At 62.8% G+C, this 23,376-nt stretch carries 31 protein-coding genes and 1 pseudogene; 14 read left to right on the forward strand and 18 right to left on the reverse strand.

Going from position 1 to position 23,376, the window contains the following annotated elements:
- Positions 1-321: 321 nt before the first annotated feature.
- Positions 322-921, reverse strand: a complete 600-nt coding sequence (locus NKH60_RS31965) for a TetR/AcrR family transcriptional regulator (protein ID WP_352874684.1) — start codon at positions 919-921, stop codon at positions 322-324.
- Positions 922-1,017: 96 nt separating this feature from the next.
- On the opposite strand from NKH60_RS31965, the gene NKH60_RS31970 reads away from it, so the two are divergent.
- Genes NKH60_RS31970 through NKH60_RS31980 form a run of 3 tightly spaced genes read left to right on the forward strand, consistent with a single transcriptional unit; the run spans position 1,018 to position 2,927 of the window.
- Positions 1,018-2,028: a zinc-dependent alcohol dehydrogenase family protein gene (locus tag NKH60_RS31970; RefSeq protein ID WP_352874685.1), complete on the forward strand. Its 1,011-nt coding sequence runs from the start codon at positions 1,018-1,020 to the stop codon at positions 2,026-2,028.
- Between the two features lie 49 nt (positions 2,029-2,077).
- Complete coding sequence (locus tag NKH60_RS31975) at positions 2,078-2,524, forward strand: OsmC family protein (RefSeq protein ID WP_352831811.1); 447 nt, start codon at positions 2,078-2,080, stop codon at positions 2,522-2,524.
- A gap of 16 nt (positions 2,525-2,540) precedes the next feature.
- Entirely contained in the window at positions 2,541-2,927 is a 387-nt protein-coding gene (locus NKH60_RS31980) for a nuclear transport factor 2 family protein (protein ID WP_352874686.1), read from the forward strand.
- A gap of 26 nt (positions 2,928-2,953) precedes the next feature.
- Here the strand turns inward: NKH60_RS31980 and NKH60_RS31985 are convergent, their stop codons facing one another.
- Complete coding sequence (locus tag NKH60_RS31985) at positions 2,954-3,565, reverse strand: LysE family translocator (RefSeq protein WP_352684918.1); 612 nt, start codon at positions 3,563-3,565, stop codon at positions 2,954-2,956.
- Between the two features lie 86 nt (positions 3,566-3,651).
- Positions 3,652-4,071: a nuclear transport factor 2 family protein gene (locus tag NKH60_RS31990; RefSeq protein ID WP_352684920.1), complete on the reverse strand. Its 420-nt coding sequence runs from the start codon at positions 4,069-4,071 to the stop codon at positions 3,652-3,654.
- Positions 4,072-4,290: 219 nt separating this feature from the next.
- Between NKH60_RS31990 and NKH60_RS31995 the strand changes: the two are divergent.
- Positions 4,291-4,734, forward strand: a pseudogene (locus tag NKH60_RS31995) (cupin domain-containing protein); the annotation flags it as partial.
- 96 nt (positions 4,735-4,830) lie between these two features.
- The gene (locus NKH60_RS32000; protein ID WP_352874705.1) at positions 4,831-5,163 is read left to right on the forward strand and encodes a helix-turn-helix domain-containing protein; all 333 of its coding nucleotides are present in this window, start codon (positions 4,831-4,833) and stop codon (positions 5,161-5,163) included.
- 37 nt (positions 5,164-5,200) lie between these two features.
- On the opposite strand, the gene NKH60_RS32005 is transcribed toward NKH60_RS32000, so the two are convergent.
- The 7 genes from NKH60_RS32005 to NKH60_RS32035 all read right to left on the reverse strand — a co-directional run bounded on the left by NKH60_RS32005 (position 5,201) and on the right by NKH60_RS32035 (position 8,842).
- Positions 5,201-5,539: a YkgJ family cysteine cluster protein gene (locus tag NKH60_RS32005; protein ID WP_352569825.1), complete on the reverse strand. Its 339-nt coding sequence runs from the start codon at positions 5,537-5,539 to the stop codon at positions 5,201-5,203.
- Between the two features lie 50 nt (positions 5,540-5,589).
- A complete protein-coding gene (locus tag NKH60_RS32010; RefSeq protein WP_023722752.1) occupies positions 5,590-5,754 on the reverse strand; it encodes a hypothetical protein in 165 nt (54 codons plus the stop codon).
- Position 5,755: 1 nt separating this feature from the next.
- Positions 5,756-6,163, reverse strand: coding sequence for a hypothetical protein (locus NKH60_RS32015; RefSeq protein WP_352472663.1), 408 nt, complete (start codon positions 6,161-6,163; stop codon positions 5,756-5,758).
- Positions 6,163-6,390, reverse strand: a complete 228-nt coding sequence (locus NKH60_RS32020; RefSeq protein ID WP_023677608.1) for a hypothetical protein — start codon at positions 6,388-6,390, stop codon at positions 6,163-6,165. Before NKH60_RS32020 ends, NKH60_RS32015 begins: the two co-directional genes overlap by 1 nt.
- Before the next feature lie 483 nt (positions 6,391-6,873).
- Positions 6,874-7,083, reverse strand: coding sequence for a cold-shock protein (locus tag NKH60_RS32025; protein ID WP_010915421.1), 210 nt, complete (start codon positions 7,081-7,083; stop codon positions 6,874-6,876).
- A gap of 431 nt (positions 7,084-7,514) precedes the next feature.
- Positions 7,515-8,306, reverse strand: coding sequence for an SDR family oxidoreductase (locus NKH60_RS32030; RefSeq protein WP_352874687.1), 792 nt, complete (start codon positions 8,304-8,306; stop codon positions 7,515-7,517).
- Positions 8,307-8,380: 74 nt separating this feature from the next.
- Positions 8,381-8,842: a RidA family protein gene (locus NKH60_RS32035; protein WP_352874688.1), complete on the reverse strand. Its 462-nt coding sequence runs from the start codon at positions 8,840-8,842 to the stop codon at positions 8,381-8,383.
- 97 nt (positions 8,843-8,939) lie between these two features.
- Between NKH60_RS32035 and NKH60_RS32040 the strand changes: the two genes are divergently transcribed.
- Entirely contained in the window at positions 8,940-9,791 is an 852-nt protein-coding gene (locus NKH60_RS32040; protein ID WP_352874689.1) for a LysR family transcriptional regulator, read from the forward strand.
- 19 nt (positions 9,792-9,810) lie between these two features.
- On the opposite strand, the gene NKH60_RS32045 is transcribed toward NKH60_RS32040, so the two are convergent.
- Positions 9,811-10,566 carry an SDR family NAD(P)-dependent oxidoreductase gene (locus NKH60_RS32045; RefSeq protein ID WP_352874690.1) on the reverse strand — a complete coding sequence of 252 codons (756 nt, stop codon included), beginning with the start codon at positions 10,564-10,566 and terminating at the stop codon, positions 9,811-9,813.
- Positions 10,567-10,649: 83 nt separating this feature from the next.
- Entirely contained in the window at positions 10,650-11,318 is a 669-nt protein-coding gene (locus NKH60_RS32050) for a glutathione S-transferase family protein (protein WP_352770789.1), read from the reverse strand.
- A gap of 147 nt (positions 11,319-11,465) precedes the next feature.
- Between NKH60_RS32050 and NKH60_RS32055 the strand changes: the two genes are divergently transcribed.
- Entirely contained in the window at positions 11,466-11,645 is a 180-nt protein-coding gene (locus NKH60_RS32055) for a CsbD family protein (RefSeq protein WP_352874691.1), read from the forward strand.
- Positions 11,646-11,708: 63 nt separating this feature from the next.
- On the opposite strand, the gene NKH60_RS32060 is transcribed toward NKH60_RS32055, so the two are convergent.
- Entirely contained in the window at positions 11,709-12,839 is a 1,131-nt protein-coding gene (locus tag NKH60_RS32060) for a metallophosphoesterase (RefSeq protein WP_352874692.1), read from the reverse strand.
- Positions 12,840-12,957: 118 nt separating this feature from the next.
- Here NKH60_RS32060 and NKH60_RS32065 point away from each other — a divergent pair, with 118 nt between their 5' ends.
- Complete coding sequence (locus tag NKH60_RS32065) at positions 12,958-13,551, forward strand: hypothetical protein (RefSeq protein ID WP_352874693.1); 594 nt, start codon at positions 12,958-12,960, stop codon at positions 13,549-13,551.
- A 59-nt stretch (positions 13,552-13,610) separates the two neighbouring features.
- On the opposite strand, the gene NKH60_RS32070 is transcribed toward NKH60_RS32065, so the two are convergent.
- Positions 13,611-14,204: a TetR/AcrR family transcriptional regulator gene (locus NKH60_RS32070; RefSeq protein ID WP_352684937.1), complete on the reverse strand. Its 594-nt coding sequence runs from the start codon at positions 14,202-14,204 to the stop codon at positions 13,611-13,613.
- Positions 14,205-14,354: 150 nt separating this feature from the next.
- Between NKH60_RS32070 and NKH60_RS32075 the strand changes: the two genes are divergently transcribed.
- Entirely contained in the window at positions 14,355-15,164 is an 810-nt protein-coding gene (locus NKH60_RS32075) for an NIPSNAP family protein (RefSeq protein ID WP_352874695.1), read from the forward strand.
- Between the two features lie 13 nt (positions 15,165-15,177).
- Here NKH60_RS32075 and NKH60_RS32080 read toward each other — a convergent pair whose 3' ends face one another.
- From NKH60_RS32080 to choX, 3 genes are read right to left on the reverse strand one after another with little or no spacing between them, the layout of a single operon-like run.
- The gene (locus tag NKH60_RS32080) at positions 15,178-16,626 is read right to left on the reverse strand and encodes an amidase (protein WP_352874696.1); all 1,449 of its coding nucleotides are present in this window, start codon (positions 16,624-16,626) and stop codon (positions 15,178-15,180) included.
- A gap of 8 nt (positions 16,627-16,634) precedes the next feature.
- Positions 16,635-17,495 (reverse strand): alpha/beta fold hydrolase, encoded by an 861-nt coding sequence (locus NKH60_RS32085; protein ID WP_352874697.1) that lies wholly within the window; start codon positions 17,493-17,495, stop codon positions 16,635-16,637.
- Positions 17,492-18,427 (reverse strand): choline ABC transporter substrate-binding protein, encoded by a 936-nt coding sequence (gene choX / locus NKH60_RS32090; RefSeq protein ID WP_352874699.1) that lies wholly within the window; start codon positions 18,425-18,427, stop codon positions 17,492-17,494. The genes NKH60_RS32085 and choX overlap by 4 nt, the downstream gene beginning before the upstream one ends.
- Before the next feature lie 86 nt (positions 18,428-18,513).
- On the opposite strand from choX, the gene betI reads away from it, so the two are divergent.
- From betI to NKH60_RS32115, 5 genes are all read left to right on the forward strand, one after another.
- On the forward strand, positions 18,514-19,152 hold the full coding sequence (betI, locus tag NKH60_RS32095) for a choline-binding transcriptional repressor BetI (RefSeq protein ID WP_352874700.1): 639 nt from the start codon (positions 18,514-18,516) through the stop codon (positions 19,150-19,152).
- A gap of 112 nt (positions 19,153-19,264) precedes the next feature.
- A complete protein-coding gene (locus NKH60_RS32100) occupies positions 19,265-20,023 on the forward strand; it encodes an SDR family NAD(P)-dependent oxidoreductase (RefSeq protein WP_352874701.1) in 759 nt (252 codons plus the stop codon).
- 268 nt (positions 20,024-20,291) lie between these two features.
- Positions 20,292-21,689 carry a class II fumarate hydratase gene (fumC, locus tag NKH60_RS32105; RefSeq protein WP_352817510.1) on the forward strand — a complete coding sequence of 466 codons (1,398 nt, stop codon included), beginning with the start codon at positions 20,292-20,294 and terminating at the stop codon, positions 21,687-21,689.
- A gap of 159 nt (positions 21,690-21,848) precedes the next feature.
- A complete protein-coding gene (locus NKH60_RS32110; protein WP_352501902.1) occupies positions 21,849-22,283 on the forward strand; it encodes a DoxX family protein in 435 nt (144 codons plus the stop codon).
- Positions 22,284-22,423: 140 nt separating this feature from the next.
- Positions 22,424-22,837, forward strand: a complete 414-nt coding sequence (locus NKH60_RS32115; protein ID WP_352874703.1) for a DoxX family protein — start codon at positions 22,424-22,426, stop codon at positions 22,835-22,837.
- 17 nt (positions 22,838-22,854) lie between these two features.
- Here the strand turns inward: NKH60_RS32115 and NKH60_RS32120 are convergent.
- On the reverse strand, positions 22,855-23,376 hold a 522-nt coding region (locus NKH60_RS32120), incomplete at its 5' end, for a hypothetical protein (protein ID WP_352874704.1).

The following is a 23,376-nucleotide window of genomic DNA, read 5'->3' on the forward strand; positions in this document are numbered from 1 at the left end:
GAGTCGGCTGGCGGCGGCATGCCGGGCGGCATGGGCGGCGGCGGCATGGGCGGCATGGGCGGCATGGATTTCTAATCCAGCCAATCTCGCAAGCTTACGAAAAGGGCGGCAGCGATGCCGCCCTTTTTCGTTGATGTGGCGGAGATTGAGAGGCCGTCCGATCCCAAGTAAGCAGGCGCGTATCCCGCAGGACGCGTCTGTTCGGCTACCATGCCCTTGCTTCCAAGCGTCGCGGCAGCGCAGAACATGAATCGTCGAGCTGCAGCCTTGGCCCTTTTGGCGGAACGCCGCGCCGCCTTCGATGCGATGAAGGCATAAACGTCAATGCACCGCGGCAGTGGCACTCTTGGCCGGCAATGCCCCCTCAATCAGCGCCGCGACCTCATCGGCTACCGCCAGCACCGGGGCGCGGTCGTGGGTGGCGCGTGCGATCACCATCAGTCCTTCAAGCGATGATTCGACCAGCAATGCCAGCGCGTGCGCGCGTCGCTCGGGCACCCCTGCCCTGACGAAGGCCGCCCTGAGCAAGCCTATCCATTGCTCGAAGGCGGACCGGCACAATTCGGCCAGTTCCGGCATGTCGATCGGCGAGTCCAAGACCACGGGTGCGATCGGGCAACCGAGCGTGAACCGATTGTCTTCCAGCATGCGCGCGACCGACTGGTAGATGTGGTGGACAGCCACCGCCGGGTCCTTTTCGGCAGCGAGCGCGGCGTCCAGCCTCTGCGTCACATCGGCGACGCTGTCGCGCGTCACCTCGATGACCAGCTGATCCTTGCCGCCCGGAAAGTGAAAGTAGAGCGAACCTCTCGGTGTGCCTGAGGCGCTCAAAATATCGTTGAGCGACGTGCCATGGTAGCCGCGCTGCCTCAGCAGCAGCCCCGTCGTCTCGAGTATGCGGGTGCGGGTGTCGTTCGCCATGTCAACCTCTGTCAGGAGCAACCATTATAGGCCTTGCCTCGAATATGACAATCGGTCTACATAATATGTAGATCAGTCTACATATACGAGAGGCAAATGCGCAGTTATCGTCTTGAAGGAACCTGCGGGACCAAGTGCCTGGTGATGCGCGACGAGGCGCAGCCGACGCCGAAGCCGCACGAGATCGTCGTGCGTGTCCGCGCCACCGCGCTCAACCGCCGCGATACGATGATCCTCAACGGCACCTACCCGCTGGCGCCGCGCCAAGGCGTTATCCCACTGAGCGACGGCGCCGGCGAAGTCGTTGCCGTCGGCGAGGCCGTCACCCGCTTTGCCGTCGGCGACCGCGTCACCGGCAGTTATTTTGCGCGCTGGATCGATGGCCGCATCAATGCCGGTCTGATCGACCAGCTCGGCTGCACGCTGGACGGGATGCTGGCCGAATACGCCGTGCTCGACGAGCAATGGGCGGTGCGGCTTCCCGATCATCTCGACTGGCATCAAGCGGCGACACTAACCTGCGCCGGCCTGACCGCCTGGAATGCCGTGACGGCGGCCGAAATGCCGAAGCCCGGCCAATGGGTTCTTGTCATCGGTTCAGGTGGCGTCGCGCTATTTGCGCTGCAATTCGCCAAGCTGCTCGGCTGCCGTGTCGTGGCAGTCAGCTCGCGCAACGAGAAGCTGGACCGGCTGCGGGCGCTGGGCGCCGACCTCGTCGTCTCGACCGCCGACATGCCGGAATGGGGTGCTGCGGTGCGCGAGCAGACCGGCGGCATCGACCTCGTCGTCGAGACCGGCGGCCCGCCGACCTTCGCGCAATCGATGATCGCCTGCGCGCTTTACGGGCGCATCGTGCTTCTCACCATACAGGATGCGAAAGGCGGGACGGTGCAGATCCCCGGCCCGGTCTACCAGCGCAGCCTCGCCACCATCAGCCGCCTGTTCGTCGGCAATCGCACCAACCTCGAAGCCATGCTGCGCGCCATCTCGGTGCATCGCCTCAGGCCTGTCATCGACAAGGTGTTCGCCTTCGACGAGGCCAACGACGCCTACCGCTATTTCCAGCAAGGCGACGTCTTCGGGAAAGTGGTCGTCGACAGCGCCTGACTGGTCCGCCCCAAAATCTGATCGACCCTCAAATCAAAGGAGAGACACAATGACCATTCGTGAAGCAAAGGCCCAATGGCAGGGATCGTTGAAGGAAGGTTCGGGCCGGCTGAAGCTCGGCAGCGGCGTCTTCGAAGGCGCCTACTCGTTCCCGTCGCGTTTCGAGAACGGTCCCGGCACCAACCCCGAGGAATTGATTGGGGCGGCGCATGCCGGCTGCTTCTCGATGGCGCTGAGCACCGTCCTCGGCCGCGAAGGTTACACTCCCGCACGCATCCACACGATCGCCAAAGCGCATCTCGGCGCCACCGCGGCCGGACCGACGCTGACCCGCATCGAGCTGGAGACCGAGGCAAGCGTCGCCGGGTTGGCGGCGGGGGAGTTCGAGCGGCTGGCGCAGACGGCCAAGGAGAGCTGCCTCGTGTCGCGGGCGCTGGCCGGCGTCGCAGTGATCACGCTCAAGGCCCGCCTCATCGAAACCGCTACCGATCACTGAAGGGAAGGAATATCCAATGACACAGGAACTCGTCATCGACATCGCCGCCGCCAAACGCTCCGCCGAAACGGCCGAGATCATGCGGCGCTACAACGACGTCTTCCAGCGCCACGACCCGTCGGCGCTCGACGATCTGGTGGCGGAAGATTGCGTGATCGAAAACACCACGCCGGCCCCGGACGGCGCCCGCCGCATCGGCAAGGGCGCCTGCGTCGAACTGTGGTCGGCGATCGCAACCGAACCCGGCACGCGCTTCGACATTGAAGAAACTTTCGTCGCCGGCGATCGGGCGACGATCCGCTGGCGCTACTGGATGGGCGACGGCAATTCGCTGCGCGGCGTCAACCTGATGCGCGTGGCGGACGGGCAGATTGTCGAGGCCATGGGCTATGTGAAGGGATAGATTTGCGCTGCCCGCGACCTTCCTGTCTACCGGTCCGCCAGCGCCAGTTTGGCGCCGAGCATGACAAAGGCTCCGGCGAAGGTACGGCGCATCCAGGTCAGCACCTTTGGCCGCGACACGACATGGCTGCGGATTGACGCCGCGAAAACGCCGTAGCCGACAAAGACCACGAAGGTGAGCAGCATGAAGATGCTGCTGAGTTCCAGCATCTTCGACAGCGCATGCGGTTCGGTGGTGCTGACGAATTGCGGCAGGAAGGCAAAGAAGAAGATCGACAGTTTTGGGTTGAGGATGTTGATGAGGATGCCCGAAGTGATCACTTTGCCGGCCGAGCGCGGCGCAACATTTTCTTCGACGCTCAGGCCACCCTTCTCCTTCAGCGTGTTCCAGGCCATGTAGAGCAGGTAGGCGACGCCGAGATATTTCAGCGTCTCGAAGGCGACGGCACTGGTGTGCAGCAGCGCCGCGAGGCCGGTGATGGCGGCCGCCATGTGCGGAATGATGCCGAGCGTGCAGCCGAAAGCGGCAATGATGCTGGCGCGCGCACCACGCGAGAGCCCGGCGCTCAGCGTATAGAGAACGCCGGTACCGGGCGAAGCCACGACAATCAGCGACGTCAATAGAAATTCGATGCTCACGGATGGTCTCCCGGTGCTGGCCCTGCCGCCGGCAGCGTAATCAGCGAAACGTGCGGGCACAAGCCAACCTGAGAGCCTATGCGCATTCAGATCATGCTGTTGGCGTGCAGCTTGCTATCGGCAATAGGCTGCCGAACTTCCCAGTGTTCGACCAGCTTGCTGTCCTTCAGCCTGAAAATGTCGACAATGGCCAGGCCCTCCTCCTCCGGTTCGCGTTTTGCGTGCATGTGCACGATGACGAAATCCCCTTCGGCAAAAATCCGCTTCACCTCTCCCCTTACGAGGGGAAATGACTGTTTGAGCTGCTGCAGATAGGCTTTGAAGCCGTCCGCACCATCCGCAATGTTCGGATTGTGTTGGATGTAGCGTTCGCCAAAATGCATCGAAGCAGCTTCGATGTTGCCCTGGTTTACCGCTTTGTCGATGAAGTCCAGGACGATCGTCTTGTTGGTCTCGAGCGAATTATGGATCTTGGCTGGAACTGGATTTGATGGTTCGTCACGCATGTTTTTGCTCCTTCAGGTGCCTGCTTCTGCCCGGTGTGGACGGGAGCGTCCGCAGGCCGATATTGCCAACATGATCAGCCACACTTGTGAGATGGTCGACACGCTATTCGCCTAGATTCTTATCCAATCGTCTAATATCGTCATCTGGTTCATTGTCGGAGGATGGTTCTCATGGACGCCTTGTCCGAAGTTCTTGCTTCGCTGAGATTTGGCAGCGCCATGATCGGCAGCGCGACCCTGCATCGGCCCTGGGGCATTTCAGTCGATCCGACAAGGAATGCCGCCATCCACGTCATACAGAACGGCGAATGCTGGCTGCGGTTAGCCGGTGAAAGGGAGCCGATCCGCTTAGGCGAGGGAGATGTCATCCTTGTCGCGAGCGGTATCGGGCATACCCTTTGCAATCCGGCGGATGCACCGACGGCATCGATATCCGCCGTCCTTTCCGCAAATCGGAGCGGACTGGAACCGAAAAGCGAGAGCGACGCGACAACTCTTCTTTGTGCGAGATATTCACTCGACGGCGTCGGGCCATACCCGATGGTTTCGCTGCTTCCTCCGCTGATCCATTTGACCCGAAATCAGATTGGCACCAGCGAGCCGCTGCGGCTTGCCCTGGAACTTCTGCAGGTCGAAGCGAAAGGCGATCTCGGCGGCCACGACATTGTCGCCCCACGCCTTCTCGACAGCACGTTGATCTTCTTGTTGCGTGCCTGGATCGAACATCAGCCACTCGGAACAGGGGAATGGTTTGGCGCCTTGCGCGACAAAGGCATTGCGCAGGCTTTGCGCCTGATCCACGAGCGGCCGGGCAATCCCTGGACCATCGCTTCCCTTGCCAGCGGCGCAGCACAATCGCGGGCCACCTTCGCGCGTCGCTTCGCTCAACTGGTAGGACAGCCGCCGCTGTCCTATGTGACCCGGTGGCGGATGAACCTTGCCGCCAGGGCTCTGCGGGAAACGAACCAGAACATTGGCGAGATCGGGCGCGCCGTCGGATATGAATCGGTGCCGTCGTTCTCGCAGGCATTCAAACGATTGACCGGACGATCGCCCGGCCTCTACCGCAGCGACTTTCGCGCATCTGATTGACGAAATTCAAACTGAGACGCCAGCCCGAGGGCCGTCATTACAGCGTCGGCAGACCGTGAGCCCGACGCGCGATCAGGCAGTCGTCATCGCCCGGCATGCAGGCGCGGCAGACGTCGGGGCGGATGTCGTAGATGCCGCAGGCCGTTGACTTGCCGACCTCGCCGCACAGTGCCGAACAGCGCGCGCCGTCGCAGCGCATGCCGGCTTCGTCGGCAGCCACGTATTTTTGCGGGATAAGGTCGAGCTGCGCGTCATCCTCGGTGGAGAAGCGCGGCCATCTGGACGAGTAGGCGCAGCAGGCGCCACAGGTCTGGCAATCGAAGGCAATCGGAGCGGCGCCCTCTTGTGGCGACGAAAACTCCTCTGCGACCGCCAGGGCAAGCAGCCTTGGCGCAGATTTCCGGTCGGCATTTTGCTGCAAGGGCGCTATTTCTTCTTGGGCTTGCGCGGCGGTGCTTCCGCCGGCGACCTGAACAGATCAGTGCCCGCTTCGGCGGCTTCGCCGGTTTTTGGCGCGGCGGCCGGCTTGGCCGGCTTCACGGCGGCAGCAGGCGCTGCCGGCTGGCCCTTGGCGGAAAACTTGATTGCCATATCAATCCTCGTCAGAGAAACGCGATGATGGCGCATTCGGATTGCGAAGGCGGCCGATAAGCGCCGAAACGGCCGTGATGTTCATTTCTTCGGGCGACCAGTTCCTGGCTTCCTCGATGTGCCGGGGCGCCAGCTCGCGATGCGTGCTGCCGCTGTAGGCAGCATCCGGATAGGTCACGCGCTCGTGCGTCTTGGCGTTTTCCCGGACATATTCGATCAGATAATTGGGGCATTCGGCGCGGCCGCGCACGCCGAGCCGCACCTGGGCATCGCCGTGGACACGCCGGCAGCGCTCAAGCTTTTCGAGCACGCGCCGGACATATTCGACCGGCTTGTCTAGTTCACCCACGACATCGGCGATGGTCGAATCTGCGGCGATCGCCTTTTGAGGCACGCGTTTGGTGGCCATCAGCGTTTGCCTGCGCGTTTTGGCGAGGCTGCGAGCGCAACCGCCGCCGCCATGTCGTCGGCTTCCTTCTCCAGGCGCAATTCGCGCAGCCGCGCGGTCTTGGCTTCGCGGGCCTGGCTGACGGCATCCCGTTCGGAATTGATGCGGTCGAGCGACATCGACTGGGTCCGCGTCTTGCTGAAAATGGATTCGGCCTGGTCGCGGGGTTTTTTTGAAGTTGCGGTCAAGGTCTTTCTCCCGGTTCGGAGCACGCCGCCGAAAAGTGGCGAGACTGGTCTTTCGGCCAGGATCCCGCACAAAGCAATACGGCAGCCGGTTTCAAATTGCTGGAACGTCCTTAGAGACCGTTTGGAAATTCTACTCTGACGGCCATCTGATGGGGTTTTCTGCGCTTCCGGTGCTCACGGACCCAAATGTCCGCTGCGCTCCGGTTCTCGAAACCACCACCATATGACTCGCCGGAGCGAATTTCGAAACAGCCTCTTAGCACGTCCGGGCCGTCGAGCAGCGCTCTTTCGGCGGTCGAAGCGCAAAAATGAAAAAGGCCAGGCACCGCCTGACCTTCCATGAGAGCGCCCGCGCATCCCGAGAGACGCGCAAAGAAACGTTCTTCTCAATGCACATGATCCGCTCCGAGATTTAACATCCCGCGATCATGCCATTCACCGGTGCCAGTACATCCGTGGTCACCGGTGAGGCTTAATTCCGTTTTAGGCCGCCTTCAACTGGTCGGCGGACATCTTGCCCGACTTGTTGTCGCGGACCATCTCGTAGCCAAGCTTCTGGCCCTCGACGATGTCGCGCATTCCGGCGCGCTCGACGGCTGAGATGTGGACGAAAACGTCGGCAGAACCGTCGTCAGGCTGAATAAAACCAAAACCCTTGGTGGCGTTGAACCATTTAACTGTGCCTGTGCTCATAACGAACCCTTTCCATGGCAAATATTCGTTCGCCGTCATGCGGATGCACAACAACGTTTGTCTCGATTTTGATGGGGGAAGTTCGCCAAAGGCGCGCCTAAGCACGCGGATAACAAAAGTCGGTCAAACAAATATCGACAAAATTCTTATAGACTTCTTTGCGCCTTATGTCAATTTTTTTGATTTGTCACACTCGCCGAGGGCGCCACGACTGCCCGTGCAGGCATATTGGAGAGCGAAAGCCGGGCGAGCCGAAGCCACTTAGCCGGGAACCATTTTGGCGCCGGAGCATTTTCTTCGGTGTCGAAAGCTGTTCTCGAAAGAGCGATCTTGAGAAAAGGCGGACGACAAACAGGACGCCCCCCGCGCAGATAAAAGGCACGAGGGGCGTTCCTGTGTGATGCGACCATTCGCGCCGCTGCCCCTGCTCCTCACAGCATGCCGCGGCTGAGCCCGCCATCCACCGGCAACGCCACGCCGGTGACATAGGCGGCGGCGGCGCTGGCCAGGAATGCGGCAACGGCGCCGAATTCGGCGGGCGTGCCGTAGCGCTTTGCCGGGATTTCGGCCTGACTCTCGGCGGCGATCACAGCAGCGTCGACACCCCTGTCGGCGGCGTCCATGGCGTCGAACTGTTTCGTCCGGTCCGTCGCAAAACGGCCCGGCAGCAACAGGTTGACCGTGACGCCGTCCGCCGCCACTTCGCCGGCCAACGTCTTGGCCCAGCCGGCGAGCGACGCACGCAGCGCGTTCGAAGCGGTAAGCCCGGGGATCGGCTCGCGGACGGACGTGGAGGAAACGGCGATGATGCGTCCCCAGCGCCGTGCCCGCATGCCTGGCAGGAAAGAAATGGCGATGCGCATCTGGCTCAGGACCATGCTGGTGAACTGCTTCTCCCAGACGCTCGCATCGAAGACGCTGGCCGCGAAGGGTGGCGGGCCGCCGCCATTGAGCAGGACGATGTCGATCCGCTGATGCTCGCCCTCGACGGCACGGATCAGCCGGGAGACGCTGTCGTTGTCGGAGAGGTCGGCGCTGAAGGTCGAGCAGATGTGGCCTGCGGGCTCGATTGCGCGTCGCGCCGCATCCAGGGTCGCCTCCTCTCGTCCGACCAGGATGATCTCGGCGCCTTTCGCCGCGAGCGCTTCGGCAACGCCGAAACCGAGGCCCTTGCCTCCGCCGAGGACAAGCGCCTTCCGCCCCTCAAGATTTGCGCTAATCAACCCAAGTCTCCTCCTGGTTTTTGTTTCACTGCGCAGCCTCGGGATCAGGCCCGAGGCCATGCTTTGGGCGTGCATCAGCGTACATGCACAATGGCGTCGGCTTCGACCGGAACATTGGCCGGCAAGCCGGCCATGCCGAGCGAGCAGCGGGCATGCTCGCCACGCTCGCCGAAAACGTGGAGCAGAAATTCGGATGCTCCGTTGCCGACCTCCGAATAGGCCGCAAAGCCGGCCGCCGCGTTCACATAGACGGTCAGCTTGGCGAATTTCACGACGCGGTCGAGATTGCCGTCCAATTCCTTGTCCAGCCAATAGACGATGTTGGCCGCGCAGAGCCGGGCGGCGTTCCGGGCCGCGGGCAGATCGATCTGTGCGCCGACCTGGCCGATCGCAGCGATCTCCTGCCCGATCTCGGGGATCTGACCGGAGACATAGACGATGTCGGCGACCCGAGCCGTCGGCGAGAACGGCAAAGCAGGCCGATCGAGCGACGGCCAGGCGACACCGAACTCCTCAAATCTTCTTCTGTAGGGCAAGGTGGCTGCTCCTGTTTTCATTCGTGCGAGCGGACCTTGAATTCAGATCGGGCTTTCGGATAGCCTGATAGTGCTGACACAGCTATCAGGAATTCTTATGACCGGAGATATCGACGTCCGGCTGCTGCGCGCCTTCGTCACCGTGGCCGATACGGGAACGGTGAGCCGGGCCGCCGATCGGCTTGCCCGCACGCAGGCGGCGGTGAGCATGCAGCTTCAGCGCCTCGAAGGTGAAGTCGGCGCCGAGCTGCTGCGCCGCTCGCCGCGCGGCGTGACGCTGACCGAGGCCGGCGAGATCCTGCTCGCCTTCGCCCGCAAGGCCATCGCGATCGGTGACGATGCCAGGCGCGAGATAGAAGGCCGCAGGCTGGTCGGCCGTGTCCGGCTGGGCATCGTCGAGGATTTGGCGATAACGCGGCTGCCGTTGATCATCGCCGAATTCCGCCGCCGGCATCCTTCCGTGGAGATCGAGCTGACGTCGGCCAGCAGCAGCGATCTCAGCAAGTCGCTGGGCGAAGGAAGATGCGACATCGTCATGGCCGATCCGGCGCGCTTCACAATGGCGCCGCGAGGCCATGTGTCACGACAGCTGGTCTGGGCGGCAAGCCGCATGATCGAGATCGATGACGAGGTCGAGCTTCCGCTGATCATCTTCGAAGGCGCCTGCTCCTGGCAGGACAGGATGCTGGCTTCGCTCGCCGAGGCCGGGATCGGCTGGAAGATCGGCTGCCGCGTGTCGACCTTCGCGACACTGATCTCGGCGCTGAGGGCTGGGCTCGGCATCGGCCTTCTGCTGCAGGAAGGACTACCGCCCGACTGCCAAAGCCTCAACGGACGCTTCAACCTGCCGCCGGCGCCGACGGCGGATTTCGGCGTCTATCTCGCGAGGGACCCGTCGCGGCTGGTCGAGGAGTGTGGCGATTTCCTGCGAGCGGGATTCGAAGCGTAGCGAAACGATCCGACGTCATTCACCGCTCCTGGTCGGTCGGGCGGATGACGATCTCGTTGACGTTGACATGTGCCGGCTGGCACACGGCGTAGAGAATGGCCGCGGCGATGTCCTCGGCGGTCAGCGCCTCCATGGCGGCGAGCCGCTTGTCCAGATCGGCCTTGAACGCCGGATTGGTGATGTGGTCGCCGAGCTCTGTGCGCACCAGGCCGGGCTCGATGACGGTGACGCGAACCTTGTCGGCGTAGACTTCGCGGCGCAGCGATTCGGAAAAGCCGACGACACCGAACTTGGTTGCCGCGTAGCCGCTGGCGCCCGGATTGGCGACACGGCCGGCGACCGACGAGACATTGACGATGTGACCCTTGGCGGCCCTCAGATGCGGCAGCGCCGCCTTGGTGACGCCCATCAGCGCCAGCAGGTTGAGCTCGACCATGTGGCGCCAGTCGTCGAGCACCGCCTCGGCGGCGGGCGACAGAAGCATCACCCCGGCATTGTTGACGAGGATGTCGAGGCGGCTCCATTCGGCGACAACCTTGTCGACCATGGCGGTGACATCGTCGTTGCTGGTGACGTCGGCCTCGATGCGGAGCGCCGTGCCGCCGGCCTTTTCGATACGCGCGGCCACCGCTTCGAGACGATCGGCGCGGCGTGCGGCAATCGCCACCTTGGCCCCGGCGGCTGCGAGCGCCACAGCCGTTGCCTCGCCGATGCCCGAGGAGGCGCCGGTGACGAGTGCGACCTTGCCGGCCAGTGCGGAAGAAACAGATGTCATTGTGAAGTCTCCAAGGCCCCAGCCCGATCTTCAGATAGGCCGCGGGCCGCGAAGTGGAAGACCAGCTTGCCGGTTGCTCGGCTCTATTCGTCTGGGCCGGGCTCCGGCCAAGGCTCTTTCGCCGCCTCGGCATACCAGTGGCGCATCGCCGGTATCGAAAGCACGGCGTCGACATAGGCGCGGGTGTCGGGCGCCAGCGTGCCACCGTAGGTGTCGAAGCGGGTGACGACCGGCGCGTACATGGCGTCGGCCACGGTGAAACGGCCAAACAGGAACGGGCCGCCTTTGCCGTATTTTCCGCGGCATTCGCGCCATAGCCCTTCGATGCGCGCCCGTTGTGCCTCACCTTCGGCGTCGAGCGGCTTGTGGCCTTTTGGCCGGCGCAAATTCATCGGCCAGCCATAGCGGACCTCGCGAAAGCCCGAATGCATCTCTGTCGCCGCCGAGCGGGCCAGCGCACGGGCGCCGATGTCGGCCGGCCAAAGCTCTTTCCCGGGAAACAGCTCGGCGAGATATTCAAGGATGGCAAGGGTTTCCCAGACGATCCGGACCTCGCCATTCGGCAGCCGATGGTTCAGCACCGGCACCTGGCCGGTCGGCGATATCCTGGCCAGATTGGCCGCGGTCTCGGGCGTGCGCAGGCGCACAAAACCCTCCTCGAACGGGATCTCCAGGTGCTTCATCGCCAGCCATGGCCGCAGTGACCAGGACGAGAAGCATTTGTTGCCGATGAAGAGCGTGAATTCAGCCATTGTCCCTCCGGCCCTGTCTATTCGGGCGTTCTGGTGCACCCTATTCTGTCGGCTTTGCGGCCGGAAGCTATCCCAATCGACGGGCAGAACCCGGAACCTAAGCGATCCGCGACCGTTTCTCCAGGCGAACGGTTCAGGAGATGCGAGATGGTGAACAAGGATCACGTTGCCGGCGTTGCCAAGCAAGCCAAGGGCGCCGTCAAGCAGGCCGCCGGCAAGACCACCGGCGACAGGCGCTCCGAGGCCGAAGGCGATGTCGACAAGGCCACCGGCAAGATGCAGAAAGCCTATGGCGACGTGAAGGACAAGGTGAAGAAGGCGCTCTGATCCTGCCTCGTTGGGGCAGCGAAGAAAGGCGGCGGGTGCCGCCTTTTTCATGCTCGCTCAACTTCAGAATGTAAGGCTTTTGATGAAGGCGTTGGTGAAAGTGACCTCGCCGTGGTTGCCGGTGGCCTCGCCCAGAACCACTTCCATGCTATTGCTGGTCACCCGCGCCAGCGCGAAACCGCCCATGAAGGCCGCCTTCGGCTTGAACAGATCGAGCCCGTCACGGCGATAGATCATCGGCGTCGCGTGCTGGTGGCCGTGAAAAATGCCGACGACATTATAGCCCTTCAGCGCAGCCAGCAGCGCCTGCCTGTCCGCCTCGCTCCACCAATGCGGTGGACCCGTGCCGCCATCGTCGAACGTTCTTTTGCCGGCGTTCCATCTTTCGATCGAAAAATCGTCCCAGCCATAGTGCTGGAAAAGGATGACGGGGCGCCCATCACCGGCATAGGTCGCCAGATCCTGCTTCAGCCATGGCAGGCTGCTGGCGGAGACATGGGCGGTATCGCCGGCGAAGCGGTGCGTCTGGACAAGATGCAGGCCGCCCCAATCCCACGAATAACAGTCGGTCGCGACATCGAAGGCAGTGGCCGGCACCGGCGGCTTGAAGAACACACCGGGGCGGTGGTTGACCTCGACGTAGTCGCGCATTTCGCGGCGGTACCAGTCGACATGCGAGCGCGGGCCGTTCTGGTCGAGGTCGTGGTTGCCGAGGCCGACATAGACCGGCATGTGCACGCGATCGGGGCCGACGCCTTGCTGGTAGCGCTGGCTGAACTGAAGCAGCTGCGTGCCCTCGCTGGGCTGGGTGATCTGGCCGCCGCCATCATCGGTGATGTCGCCGCCAACGACGAGGCCGAGCGGCGTGCCGATTCTGCCTTTTGAGCGCAGGCCGGTGGTGACGCCATCGACTTCGGCCGGCCATTGTCTGTCGCCGATGCCATTGAGTGCGGCGACGTTGCGCAGCAAGGCGTCGTCGGTCTTGCCTTGCTGCTCGCAATGCGGGCTCAACCCGCTGGCCATGCGGCAGGCATGGACGTCGGCAATGAACAGGAAAGTGGCGTCGATGGGCGGGATGCGCTGCCCGGTCTGGCCGAAGGCCGGGCGCGAAACGGCGCCGGCCGCGGCAACGGCCGCTGCCTTCATCAGGAACCTGCGCCGGGAAACCGGCCGGGCGGAAATGCGATGCATCATGCGCTAAAATTCAGCACGACGCGGACCGGCAGTCCAGTTGCTCGTAAAGTATGTCGACACGTTCTCCCAGGTCTGGCATTGCTTTCGGTATTCAACTTGCGCGGGCAGAGAGGACGCCATGAAAACTGCATCCATCGGCATGACAATGGCCATTCTGGCGGTGACGAGCGCAGCGCATGGCGCCGGGTGCATCGACGCCAAATCGGCCAAGGCCGGCTTCATTCTCGAAAGGCCCGGCATCCGTAGCGAATTTCGTCCGGCGGCGGGCGGAATGGTTGCCGTGGCCAATAAATACCAGTCCCAATCGCCGCAGTCGCAGTACCTGTTCGGCGGGCTGATCGAGGTGTTTCGCGACAGCAGCACGGGGCAGCTGGCGATGATCCCGTTTTCCGATCTCAGGAAGGTGTTCCCGCTGAAGGCGGGTGCCAAGAGCAAGATCGTATTTGCCCGTCTCGCACCGAACAAGCCGCCGAAGGGCACCGAGACGCTGGAGATCAACGTCAAGGACAAGGAGACGTTCAGCCTGGGTGATTGCAAATACTCCGTGCTCGCGGTCAAGCAGACGATCAGGAGCGAGGCCGGCGAGACGCGGGACGAGTTCACCGCGCTTTACGCACCCGACCTGCAGGCAGTTGTGGCCAGGCGCTATGACGAGGGCACTAGCGCCGAAAGCGTGGTAGGCTACGAGCTGATCAAGCCGCTGCCGAATTAAGAGCTCGGCCTCCCGCCTCGGTCGCGATATCAGCGACTGCGGCCTTTGTCCTGCCAGCGTTAAAGCGCTCTGTGCAGTATCCTGCGACGTCGCCTCGTGACTCCCTGTTCCAATGCCATCAGGCAATCGCGCAACACGCTTGCGTCCTGCGCGGTCTTGGCCATCGACATCGCGCCGGAATAGGTGGCGACAGCCAGCGCCGCGAAGCGCTGCGGATCGATGCCCTGCTCCCGGCCCGCCTGCTGGTCGGCCCTGATCTTGTCGACGATCGCCTGACGCCAGGCCGAAAAAATGCTGGCAAGGGCAATGCGGAAATCCGGATCGGCAAGCGACAGTTCATGCGCCAGGTTGTTGAGCGGGCAGCCGCGCACGAAACCCTGCCGCTCCAGCTCCGCCGCGACGGCCGCGAACACGGAGCGCACGCCCTCGCGCGCTGAGGGAGCCATCCGCACCGGCGCGATCCATGTCTCTTCGACCGCGGCGGCGACCCGCTCCTCGATCACTGCGAGCGCCAGCGCCTTCTTGGTCGCGAAATGGTGGTGCAGCGCGCCGCCGGTGACGCCCGCCGTCGCCATCAGGTCGCCCATGCTGGACGCATGATAGCCGCGTGCCTGAAACGCCTCCTCGGCGACATCGAGCACCTTTTTGCGCATGCCTTGGGGGTCGTTGGTGCGTTTTTGAGGCCGCGACCTTGGGCGAGCGGATATCTCTGCTGACATCTTCACACGATAGCAGATTGACAAAACAGGACAACCGGTCTGTTTTGTAAAACAGGATGACTGTCCTGTTTTGGAGATCGCGCAATGAACCCGCCTTTGAACGCCCTACCTAATCCCGATCTGCTCGCCTCGCCCGTCGTCGAACTCAGGCAATACACGTTGAAACCCGGCCGGCGCGAGACGCTGATCGGCATCTTCGACAGTCACCTGATCGAGGGCCAGGAAAGCGCGGGGATGACCATCATCGGCCAGTTCCGCGATCTCGACCGGCCGGATATGTTCGTCTGGCTGCGCGGCTTCGACGGTATGGAAGCGCGGAAAAACGCTCTGACCGCCTTCTATGACGGGCCGGTCTGGGCTGCCTGGCGCGACGCCGCCAACGCCACGATGATCTCATCCGACGACGTGCTGCTGCTGAAGCCGGCCTGGCCGGGCGCGAGCCTAGACCTCTCGGGATCGAAACGATTACCCCAGGCGGACCTCGAAAAACCGAGCGCAGGCAGCGATTTGCAGGCAATTGTTGTCATCAGGATTCATCATTTGCAACCGAGCCTGGAAGCCCGTTTCGCCAACGACTTCCAGACCGCGGCCCTTCCGGTGCTCGCCGCATTTGGCGCACGGCCGCTTGCCTTCGTTACCGAACATGCCGAAAACAGCTTTCCGCGGCTGCCGGTGCGGGCCGGCGAAAACGTCTTCATCAGCATCACCGGTTTCGACAGCACCGAAGCGCATGCCCGCCGTGAGGCAGCCTTGGCTGCATCCCCGGAGTGGCAAGTGTTCGAGCAGTCCGCGCAGCGGGATTTGGCCAGGCCCGTGGAGGTTCTGCGCCTGGCGCCGACGGCGCGGTCGCTGCTCGGACAGCCAACGCCGTTGAAAGCCACTTATGTGCGCTGAACCCCTGTCTGGTTCACGCCTGAAAATGCCTGCCATGGATCACTTGGTAACGCGTGGTCCATGCGGTTGCCTGCTCCAGGTCAAGGCAAACGCGCAGCAGCCGGTGATCCTCGTTCTTGCGGCCAATGAGCTGGATGCCAATCGGCAGGCCGTCCTTCGACTGGAAAAGCGGCAGGCTGGCGGCCGGTTGGCCGGTGACGTTGAAGATTTCTGTGAAAGGCGCAAAGCCGTAGGCCCGCCTCGCCCAAGCCTCGTAATCAAAGACAGCACCATCGCCATGGATGGCGCCAAGCCGGGGCGTAAGCTCGGCCGTCGTCGGTGTCATGATCAGGTCGAACCCATCGAACGCCATCGCCATCGCCAGCGAAGCGCTGTGCACATGGTCCTGCGCCCTGAAATAATCGGCGGCCGAGGATCGCCGAAAACAGTCGAGCGCGTGACGAGTCAGGCTTTCGATTTCGCCGGCCCCCGGCATCCGCCCGATCTCGTCGGCGCGATCGTCAACCAGCCGCGCGACCTCCGACATCCAGAAGATGCTCCAGTCCGCTTCGGCGCTGGCTTCCCGCGGGAAACGCGCCTCTGTGACCTCGTGCCCCCTGTCCTCGAGGAGGATCATGGCTTCCTGAAATTTTGCCCCGATCTCGGACGCGACGGGCGTGCCGTCCGGCCGGTGCGCCAGGCACGCGACGCGCAGACGCGCACCGGGCGAAGACAGCCAGTCCAGGTAGGACGGCACCGATTTGGACACGGAGTAAGGCGCTCCTTGTTCTGGACCGGCAGTCATGTCCAGCATGGCGGCGCTGTCGCGAACGGTGCGGGACAGCACGTTCTCGGCGTAGAGCCCGGCGCCGACCTGACCTCGACCAGGCCCGACAGGCGTGAGCCCGCGCGAGGGCTTCATGCCGAACACGCCGCAACAGGCAGCCGGCACCCGGATCGATCCGCCGATATCGGAACCGTGGGCGACCGGCACCATGCCGCTCGCCACCGCGGCAGCAGCTCCGCCGCTTGAGCCGCCCGCCGTCAGCGAAGGATCCCAGGGGTTCGAGGTCGGGCCGCGAAAGCTGGGTTCGGTGACGAAGTCGTTGGCAAATTCAGGCGTGTTTGTCTTGCCCAGCAAGATCAGACCGGCGGCCCGCCAGCGCCGGACGATCTCGCTGTCGGGCTTCGGCGCGGCATCCTTGAAGTAGAGCGACGAGTGCGTCGTCGGCCACTCCCGTACATTGACGCCGGTGTCCTTGACCAGAAAAGGAATGCCGGCGAGTGCCGCCTGCCGGTTGCAGCTTGCGGCAACGGAAAGCGCCCGGTCCGCATCGATCAGCGTCACGGCATTGAGGGCGGGATTGATGCTTTCGATCGCTTCGATAGCCGCCTCGACGACCTCGACGGCTGATAATTCGCCAGAGCGAACATGCCCGGCCAGGGCGACGGCATCCAACGCCACGTATTCGGAAAGATTCATGACTGCTCTCAGCCCGGACTACCGGTCGCTTCGGCTGTCGGCTGGGGTCCAGCTTTGGTACCGACCTTGAAATACCGGCCGATGGCTGCCGCGACCAATGCCGGATCCTCCCAGTGCGGGTTGTGTCCGCATCGCACCGCGCTTACGAACGCGGCGCTAGGGATTTCTTCGAGGAGCCGCCGTTGGTGCGTTTCGTCGAAGAGAAGGTCGCGCCCGCCAGCAATGACAAGCGCCGGCAGGCGCAGCATGCGCGCCTTGTCGGTCAGATCGATGCGCCGAACCTGCTCCAGGATTGCGCGCCAGAGTGCCGCCGGCATGGCTGACGCCTCCTCCGCAGTCATGGTCAGGAATTCCGCTGGAACCTCGGCCTCGCAGGCATGCCAATAGTCATAGAACGGATCGGCCGGCGATATCGGGTCTCGAAGTGCCCGCACACCAATGGTCATCGGGTGATCCTCACCGATCTGCGGCCGCAGCGTTCCGGCCATCAGCACCAGGCCGCCGATCATCTCGGCGTAGCGCGCGGCTGCCTCGATCGCCACCATACTGCCCAGGGAATGCCCGACCAGAACCGGCCGCTCGAGCCGCAATCGCTCGATCAAACTCGCCACATCTTCCGCGAAATCCGCCGGGGCGAAGCCGCGCGTCCCGGCCGGCGAGGCGCCATGCCCGCGCAGGTCTGGAATGACAAGCCGGCGCCCGGCGAGATGCGGCGCCAGCAAGGAGAAGCTGCGGCTCGTGTCGGAGAAGCCGTGCACCAGCACCAGCGCGGGCTCCTGCCCGGCGATTTCGACGCAGGCCGTTTCAGTGCGGCCGGCACCGACCTTGCGCTTGCGGCCGTTCCAGCCCGCCTGATCGGCCGATATCACAGGCCGAGCTGCTGCTTGACTGCGTCGAGCGCGGGCTTGCCATCGAATGTGGTGACACCGGCAAGCCAGGCGCCGAGCCTATCCGGATTCTCCTTGAGGGCCTTCAGGCCGGCTTCCTCCGGCTTCATGCCGTCATTGATGAGATAGCCCATGCCGAGATTTTCGAAATCGATATCGAAGGCGAGGTTCTTCAGCAACTGCCCGACATTCGGGCATTGCTGCAGATAGCCCTTGCGCACCTGCGTCGTCACCGTCGCGGCGCCGAAGTTCGGACCGTAGAACTTGTCGCCGCCGCTCAGATATTTGAAGTCGTACATCGTGTTCATTGGATGCGGCGCCCAGCCCTGGAAGACGATGAAGCGCTTTTCCTTGATCTCGTAGCCGACCTCGGAAAGCATGCCGGCTTCACTCGATTCGACGACCTGCCAGCCATCGAGGCCGAGCGACTTATCGGCGATGGCGTCCATCATCAGCTGGTTCGAGCCCGGCTCGATGCCGTACATCTTCCTGCCGAATTTGTCGGCGAACTTTTGCAGGTCGGCAAAATCCTTGACGCCGGCCTCCCACACGTAAGTCGGCACGGCAAAGGTGTATTTGGCGCCGACGAGATTGACGCGCACATCGTCTACCGAGCCGTCCTTCTTATAGGGCTCGTAGTAGGTGATCATCGCCGGATCCCAATAGCCAAGGAACACGTCCAAATCATTGTTCTTCAAGGATTCATAGATGACGTTGATGCCCAGAAGCGAGCTTGCCGGCTTGTAGCCGAGCGCATCGAGCAAGACGCTGGTGACGCCGGTGGTGAAGGCAAGGTCGTTCCATCCAGGCTCGGCCATGCGCACGACCTCGCATTGCTCAGGTTCAGCCGCAAAGGCCGGCCGGATCGCCAGCAGGACGCAGAGCGAGGCGCCTATTCCAAGGCTACGAAGCATTTCGGTTCTCCTCATTTCACCAACGACGTTGACCACTCGGTTTTTATATTGTCCCAACGGTCAATCATTGATCTCGGCGGACAAAAATGTCAACGTCGGTTTTCGATGCAGGATCCCGGCCCGTGAAACTCAAGCGTCTCAGCGACATACGCCGCAAGGAGCTGCGGCAAGCCGCCTTTGCCGTGCTTCAGCGCGAAGGCATAGCTGGCGCGACCATAGAAAAAGTGGCGGCACAGGCCGGTGCGTCGAAGGGCATCGTGCTGCACTATTTCAACAGCAAGCGGGAGCTGTTCGAGCATGCCATGCGCGAATCGAACCTGGTGCTGCGGCATGCGGTGGTCGAGCGGCTGAGACAGGCGCGCACGCCAATGCAACGGATAGAGGCCATCATCGAAGGCAATTTCGAGCCGCATCTCTTCCAGCCGTCCCTCTGCCACGCTTGGCTTTCGCTTTGCGCGGAGGTGCCGCGCGACGAAAAGCTTGCCCGCATCCAGAAGGTGATCCATGCGCGCATGCGCTCCAACCTGCTATCTGGCCTGCGCGGTCTGGCGCCGGCACGCGATGCTGACGAGATCGCTTTCGGCGTCACCGCCCTGATCGACGGGCTGTGGTTGCGGCTTGGCCTGCAGCCAGGCAGCGTCACGCGTGAACAGGCCATTCATCAGGTCAAGGATTTCGTCGCTACGCGGCTGGCTGTTCGGCGCGGTGCAGCCGCTGCCGAATAGACAGGCGCATCAGCCGAAAGTTCATATTGTAGGATAGGCCGGCGGCTTGACCACAATTGGTGACGGCGCTGTTCTGCTTATCAGACAAGACGGCAATACGCGGGAGTGTTGGATGAGACTAGGCGGCAAACGGGCACTGGTCACCGGCGGCTCGGACGGGATCGGGCTGGCAATCGCCGAGGCGTTTTTGCGCGAAGGCGCGGACGTGCTGATCGTCGGCCGCGACGGCAAAAAACTCGACGCCGCCCGCAAGCAGCTCGGGGATAATGTCGACACGCTGTCGGCCGACCTGTCGACCAGCCCCGGCATCGATGCCGTGGTCGAGCATGCCAGGCGCGGCCCACCTGTCGATATCCTCGTCAACAATGCCGGCGTAGCGTTCCTTGTGCCGTTCGAGACCGTCAGCGAGGACCAGTTCCAGCAGTCATTCGCGCTCAACGTCACGGCGGTATTCTTTCTCACCCAACGGCTGTTGCCGCATCTCGCGCCGGGTGCGGCTTCGGTGATCAACATCTCGTCCTATTTCGCGCACAAGATGATCCCGAAGCGGCCGTCCAGCCTCTATTCGCTGTCGAAGGGCGCGCTCAATTCGCTGACCAAGTCGCTCGCCTTCGAGCTCGGGCCGCGCGGCATAAGGGTCAACGCGATCGCGCCCGGCACGGTCGACACAGCGATGCGGCGCAGGTCGATCGAAAACCTGCCTGAGGCCGCGCAAGCCGAGCTCAAGGCCTATGTCGAGCGCAGCTATCCGCTCGGCCGCATCGGCCGGACCAGCGACCTTGCCGGCATCGCGGTCTATCTCGCCAGCGACGAAGCGGCATGGACCAGCGGCGGAATCTTCGCCGTGGATGGAGGATACACGGCGGGGTAAGGTTGTTGCGATCTCCCCCCTCGAGGGGGAGATGGCCGGCAGGCCAGAGGGGGTCGTCTCGCGTGGAACACCAGCCTGTTCCGTCCGCTATGGGAGTTGCGTCAAGACCTACCGCCCCCCCTCTGTCGCCTTCGGCGACATCTCCCCCTCAAGTGGGGAGATTGCCAGCACCTTCAACCGATTTGCATTCCCGTCACCCGCAATCTCCGCTTGAAGGCATTTGTGCAACGCGATACGCCGTTTGCAAATTGCAAACCGGAGAGACTTCGTGAGCGCGCCAGAGACCAGAACCGAAACCGACACGTTCGGTCCCATCGAGGTCGCCGCCGACCGCTATTGGGGCGCGCAGGCGCAGCGTTCGCTTGCCAATTTCAAGATCGGCTGGGAGAAACAGCCGGCGTCGATCGTGCGGGCGCTGGGCATCGTCAAGCGGGCGGCAGCGGAGGCCAATATGGAGCTGAAGCGGCTCGATCCGGCGATCGGCAAGGCCATCGTCGAGGCCTCGCAGGAGGTCATCGACGGCAAGCTGAACGAGCATTTCCCGCTGGTCGTCTGGCAGACAGGCTCAGGCACCCAGTCCAACATGAACGCCAATGAGGTGATTTCCAACCGGGCGATCGAGCTTTTGGGCGGCGTCATGGGATCGAAGAAGCCGGTGCATCCCAACGACCACGTCAACATGAGCCAGTCGTCGAACGACACCTATCCGACGGCCATGCACATCGCCTGCGCCGAGCGCATCACTCACGACCTGCTACCGGCGCTAAGACATTTGCATACGGCACTCGAGGCCAAGACCAGGGCTTTCGCCCACATCGTCAAGATCGGCCGTACCCACACGCAGGACGCGACGCCGCTGACGCTCGGCCAGGAATTCTCGGGCTACGCGGCGCAGGTCGCCTCGTCGGTCAAGCGCATCGAGATGACCCTGCCCGGCCTGCAGGAGCTAGCACAGGGCGGCACCGCGGTCGGCACCGGCCTCAATGCGCCGGTCGGTTTTGCCGAAAAGGTGGCGGCGCGCATCGCCGCGATCACCGGCATCGATTTCGTCACCGCGCCGAACAAGTTCGAGGCGCTGGCCGCCCATGATTCCATGGTCTTCTCGCACGGCGCCATCAATGCCTGCGCGGCGGCGCTGTTCAAGATCGCCAACGACATCCGCCTGCTCGGCTCCGGCCCGCGTTCGGGCCTCGGCGAATTGTCGCTGCCGGAAAACGAACCGGGCTCCTCGATCATGCCGGGCAAGGTCAATCCGACCCAATGCGAGGCGATGACGCAGGTTTGCGTGCAGGTGTTCGGCAACAATGCGGCGATCAGCTTCGCCGGCAGTCAGGGCCATTTCGAGCTCAACGTATACAATCCGCTGATGGCCTATTGTTTCCTGCAATCGGTACAGCTGCTGGCCGACGCTTCCGTGTCGTTCACCGACAATTGCGTCGTCGGCATCGAGGCCCGCGAAGACAACATCAAGGCAGCACTCGACCGTTCGCTGATGCTGGTGACGGCGCTTGCGCCGACGATCGGCTACGACAACGCCGCCAAGATCGCCAAGGCGGCGCACAAGAACGGCACCACGCTGCGCCAGGAAGCGCTGGCCACCGGGCTGGTCAGCGAAGCCGATTATGAGCGGCTGGTGCGGCCGGAGGACATGACGCATCCAGGCTAGGGCGTTGATATGCCTGGATCTCAACACCCATGTTGATCGCGAAAACGTTACCTTGGTGAACAATCCGTAACCAATCTGGCATCTTTGGTGAACAGTCGGCCTGCGCTAACTAGACGGGTATCCCAAGCCGTTTGGCCAAATCCTTCTGGAGAGTTACGCATGTCCACCAACACGTCCGCCAATACTTCGTTTGCCGGTTCCGGCACCGCCGCCGGCGCCTCGGGCACGATCCTGCTCGGCCGCATCCTGCTTTCGGTCATCTTCCTGCTTTCGGGTTTCGGCAAGCTGACGGCGATTGCCGGCACCGCCGGCTATTTCGGCAGCCTTGGCCTGCCGCTGCCGATGGTGACCGCCATTGTCGTCGGCCTTATCGAACTGCTTGGCGGCCTGGCCATCCTCGTCGGCTTCCAGACCCGGATCGTCGGCTGGGTAATGGCGATTTTCACCGTCGCCACCGCGCTGGTCGCCCACACCGGCTGGGCCGATCAGATGCAGATGATCAATTTCATGAAGAACCTCGGCATTGCCGGCGGCTTCCTCGTGCTCGCCTCCTCGGGCCCAGGCGCGTATTCGATCGACGCCAAGCGCGGCTGAAGCAGTCCAGCATTTCCTGAACAAAAGGGGCGCGGAATTTTCCGCGCCCCTTTTTCGTTGTCGTTTGTGCCTGTCGGTCCGCTGACCGGAATTCTGCTAGGATCGGGCTCTTGGCCACCCGGCCGACAACGGAGGTTACCATGCCCCGCAATGCGCTGCTTTTGCTTTCCCGACTGCTGTTCGCCGCACTGTTCGTGCCGTCCGGCTTCCACGCGCTGACCGACATTGCCGGCACGACCGGCTATTTCGCCGGCCTTGGCCTGCCGCTGCCGACGCTGGCTGCCTGGGGCACCGGGCTGTTCGAACTGATCGCCGGGCTGCTCATCCTCGTCGGCTTCAAGACGCCGATCGTGGCGCTGCTGCTTGCTGCCTTCTGCATCGCGGCGGGCTTCATCGGCCACTATGGCCAGGGCGGCGACGATCCGATGTTGACCTCCATGCATTCGCAGATGCTGATGAAGGACATCGCGATATCAGGCGGTTTTCTGGCGCTGGCAATGGCCGGCGCCGGGGCATACTCGATCGACAGCAGAATGCTTGGAGCCCGCGCCTGAGCGCCACCCGCACCTGTCTACTTGGTGTCTAGGAAGACGAAATTTGCGAGGCGACTTATATTGACGGGCACCGACGCAAAACCGCGGAACCCCATCTCCCCCACTCCCACATACAGACAGAGCTCTTTCTTTTTTACCGCCATTGCCACCCACTCGGATCCAAAATCGTTTGGGTCCTTGACGTAATTTCGAAGATTGCTGTCAATGGCGACGTACACATAACCATCTGATTGAATCAGTTCTTTTCTCTTAAGATACGGCAACAGATCGACTCGACCAAAAATGGGCTTGATCGATCCGCCAATGGTCTGAGCCCTGTCGGAAAGAGCTTGGTCAATACCCCTTGAACATGGCTCGAGCCTCGAAAACAAATCGCTCTTCGACAGCGATTTCATAAATTTGAGAACGTCCGTGCTTGGCTTGAATACAAAGTAATTTACGCGCTCCCCGTTCTGGCAGGGGAATCGCATATGGCGATTTTGGGGTTGAGTTTGGGCTGAGAAAGGATTCTTTGGAGAGGCAGTTGAGCGAAGGAGCGA

The organism is Mesorhizobium sp. M1006 (assembly GCF_040318825.1).
Classification (GTDB): Bacteria; Pseudomonadota; Alphaproteobacteria; order Rhizobiales; family Rhizobiaceae; genus Mesorhizobium.